The organism is Chamaesiphon sp. VAR_69_metabat_338, assembly GCF_031423935.1.
Taxonomy (GTDB): Bacteria; Cyanobacteriota; Cyanobacteriia; order Cyanobacteriales; family Chamaesiphonaceae; genus Chamaesiphon.
Genome location: NZ_JANPGM010000428.1, coordinates 1 through 3,815 on the forward strand (window position 1 = coordinate 1; position 3,815 = coordinate 3,815).

Annotated in this window: 3 protein-coding genes; 2 read left to right on the top strand and 1 reads right to left on the bottom strand. The window is 48.2% G+C overall.

The annotated features are described in order from the left end of the window. Window positions 1-260 precede the first annotated feature (260 nt). Window positions 261-1,646, top strand: coding sequence for a histidine--tRNA ligase (gene hisS / locus RMO84_RS11825; protein WP_310488658.1), 1,386 nt, complete (start codon window positions 261-263; stop codon window positions 1,644-1,646). 316 nt (window positions 1,647-1,962) lie between these two features. Here the strand turns inward: hisS and RMO84_RS11830 are convergent, their stop codons facing one another. After that, window positions 1,963-2,694 (bottom strand): 1-acyl-sn-glycerol-3-phosphate acyltransferase, encoded by a 732-nt coding sequence (locus RMO84_RS11830; protein ID WP_310488659.1) that lies wholly within the window; start codon window positions 2,692-2,694, stop codon window positions 1,963-1,965. A gap of 228 nt (window positions 2,695-2,922) precedes the next feature. Here RMO84_RS11830 and RMO84_RS11835 point away from each other — a divergent pair. Continuing rightward, the coding region (locus tag RMO84_RS11835; RefSeq protein WP_310488660.1) for a dihydroxy-acid dehydratase at window positions 2,923-3,815 on the top strand (893 nt) is incomplete at its 3' end.

Here is a 3,815-nt window from a genome sequence, read left to right on the forward strand (position 1 = left end):
TGGGAGTTGGGAGCGCGGAGCGCGGAGCGGGGAGAAAATAGTAGAGCTTAGATACTCTATAATTTTTGGTCTAGTCTCCTTCATCCTGAATGTTCGCTCCAATCTTCTGACTCACTTTCTTCCCCCAAAGGCAGGTGAAAGTTTCTCCCATGATTTGAGTTGCTCTCTTTCCCTGTCTTGTCTCGCTAAACCTTCGGCAGAGCCGACGAGCGCGAGCCACAACTCCCAACTCCCAACTCCCAACTCCCAACTCCCAACTCATGACTAAAATCAACTTTTCCACTCCCAGCGGCTTTCCAGAATTTTTACCCAGTGAAAAGCGACTGGAACAACACCTGATGGATACGATTCGGCAGGTGTATGAAAGCTATGGGTTTACCCCGATCGAAACTCCGGCTGTCGAGCGGCTAGAAGTCCTTCAGGCTAAGGGCAATCAGGGCGATAATATCATTTATGGTTTGCAACCAATCCTCCCTCCCAATCGCCAAGCAGAGCGGGATGAGGCGGGGAAGGGCGATACTGACTCGGAAGCGCGGGCGTTGAAATTCGATCAAACCGTACCGTTGGCGGCTTATATTGCCCGTCACCTCAACGATCTCCAGTTCCCGTTTGCTAGGTATCAGATGGACTTGGTATTTCGGGGCGAACGGGCAAAGGATGGTCGCTATCGTCAATTTCGTCAGTGCGATATCGATGTCGTGGGACGCACGAACTTGAGCTTGCTATATGATGCGCAGATGCCAGCGATTATCGCCGAAATTTTCGATCGACTCAAGATCGGCGAATTCCTGATTCGGATTAATAATCGCAAGGTTTTAACTGGTTTCTTTAGTTCTTTGGGTGTCGCACCCGATCGGATTAAAGTTTGCATTAATATTATCGATACCTTAGAAAAAGTCGGTGTTGCTAAAGTCTTAACCGGTTTAGCAACTCAGGGTTTATCCACCGAGCAATCGCAACAAGTCATCGATTTTATCAAGATCGCGGGTGATGCCGATCGAGTACTGGCTGAATTAAATACATTTGCCGATCGGCTACCTGAAGCAGCCCAATTTAAGCTGGGAATTGAGGAATTAACCACGGTCATCAACGGCGTTCGCGATTTGGGAGTACCCACCAATCGCTATTGTATCGATCTGTCGATCGCCAGAGGATTAGATTACTATACAGGTACGGTTTATGAAACTACACTGCTCGGCCATGAAGCCTTAGGCAGCATCTGTTCTGGCGGTCGCTACGAAGAATTAGTCGGCACCTTTATCGGCGAAAGTATGCCCGGAGTCGGGATTTCGATCGGGTTGACGCGGTTGATTTCTCGCTTGCTCAAAGCCAATGTTCTGCAACCTTTAGCCGCGACACCAGCTCAAGTCATGGTCTTAAATCTCCAAGAAGATCTGATGCCGACTTATCTCCAGGTTTCGCAACAACTCCGTCAAGCTGGCATCAAAGTTGTCACCGCTTTCGATAAACGTCCGCTCAAAAAACAATTTGCCCTAGCAGACAAACAAGGGATAACTTTTTGCGTCCTGATTGGTGCCGAAGAAGTGGCAAATCGACAGTGCCAATTGAAAAATATGACCACTGGCGAACAAATTGAAATCGCGATCGATACCTTAGCAACTGAGATCGATCGACGATTAAGTTAACAACTATTTCCAGACGTTCGATATTTAATTAGATTCAAATCGATAGATTGTTTGCGAAAGTAATTGAAGATTGACCGATATTAACAACTCGATTAGATCTCTCAAATTAACGTGCGTGCGTTCGATTCGATCGCAAGGAGGGGTAACAGCACGCCGATCTTAACCAGTAGCAATCCATCGTAGTGGTGTTTGGAGTATCGATCGACAAGGTCGTTTGAGTCCCTACCGCGATCGAGATCGAGATCGATGCCTGGTTCGCGCGCGGAGGCGATCGATATTGTCAGCGATCGATATCATCTAGCTATCCAGCATCCAATTACGAATACTTAGACGATGCCGTTAATTCTTCTAGCGATCGAACTAGGTCTTCATGGAGTTTTTTAGCTCCAGTTTTACTAGAAAACTGTTGATAGTCGTTTACCTGTAATGGTTTGCCAAGTTCGATGGTAACGCGATCGCGAAATTTGGGATAGAGATGCTCATAGTCGAGGTTAATTGGAATAATCTTGAGATCTAGATCTGGCTTTAACGATAACGCTTGCGTGGCAATCCGCGTCAACCCTTCCTTAATTGGATGCAACACTCGATCGCGGAACATAGTACCTTCACCCCCTTCAGGGAAAATTGTGAGCATTTCGCCTTGATGGAGCAACTCGATACTATGACGAATGACGGCTGGACTAGTCTTGGTGGTATCGATCTCAAAGCACCCCAATCTGCGCAAGAACCAGCCTTGAATGCCTTTCATTTCATCAGTAGTCACCATAATTCTCGAACTTCTACCCGTGACATATGGCCCAATGGCATAGGCAATCAGCAGTGCATCCCATCTCGTCCGGTGAGTGGGCGCGAGAATGACCGCACCTGTGTGGGGAGTATATTGTTTGCCGATGATTTCAATCTCGCGAAAGAAGCCAGGGAGCACGACATATCGACCGAGGGGATGAATAATTTTGGTCAACCACGGCGAAACTCGCGATTGGACGGGTTGACTGGAGTGGAGCTTAGAATTGTCAGATTTAGGATTGGTGAGTTCGGAGCCAGTCATAGCACTTAAAGTATGCGATCGATTCAGATATCCCTACTTTACCCAAATGGCAGAGTTTTCTAGAAGATCTACATGACAGTTATTCAAGTGCCACAAATTAATGAGTTAATTTGCCTCTGTGGATTCAAATACCCCGTAGAATAGATAGACGCTGACAGAAGCCGCTCTCAACAGAGAATAGCGCGCAGAAGTGCAGCCGTTTCTGGGAAGATCGAGTTTAAAAAATTTATGTCAGATAACAAACGCAGTCAAGCTATTACTCAAGGCGTCCAACGCTCCCCCAATCGGGCGATGCTGCGAGCAGTGGGTTTTGGAGACGATGATTTTACCAAGCCAATCGTTGGTTTGGCGAATGGCTATAGTACGATCACGCCCTGCAATATGGGGATTAATAAGCTCGCGATTCGGGCTGAAGCGGCTCTCAGAACAGCAGGATCGATGCCCCAGATGTTTGGGACGATTACGATTAGCGATGGAATTTCGATGGGTACTGAGGGGATGAAGTACTCGCTCGTCTCGCGGGAAGTGATTGCTGACTCGATCGAAACTGTCTGCAATGGACAGAGTTTGGATGCGGTGCTGGCGATCGGTGGTTGTGATAAAAATATGCCAGGGGCGATGATTGCGATCGCGCGGCTGAATATTCCGGCGATCTTTGTCTATGGCGGGACGATTAAGCCTGGGCACTACGAGGGCAGGGATCTCACAGTCGTCAGTTCCTTTGAAGCCGTCGGACAATATAGTGCGGGTAAAATCGACATGGCCGAACTCACCGCAGTTGAGGAAAGAGCTTGCCCTGGTGCTGGCTCCTGTGGCGGGATGTTCACAGCTAATACCATGTCATCCGCGATCGAAGCAATGGGGATGAGCATCCCCTACTCCTCCACAATGGCCGCCGAAGATGAAGAAAAAGCCATCAGTGCCGAGAAATCCGCTTACGTCCTCGTCGAAGCCGTCAGAAACCAGATTTTACCTGTCCAAATCTTGACCAGGAAAGCCTTTGAAAACGCGATCGCGGTAATTATGGCAGTAGGTGGCTCCACTAATGCCGTCTTGCACCTCCTAGCCATTTCTCGGACGATCGGCGTACCGCTCTCGATCGATGATTTTGAAGTAATTCG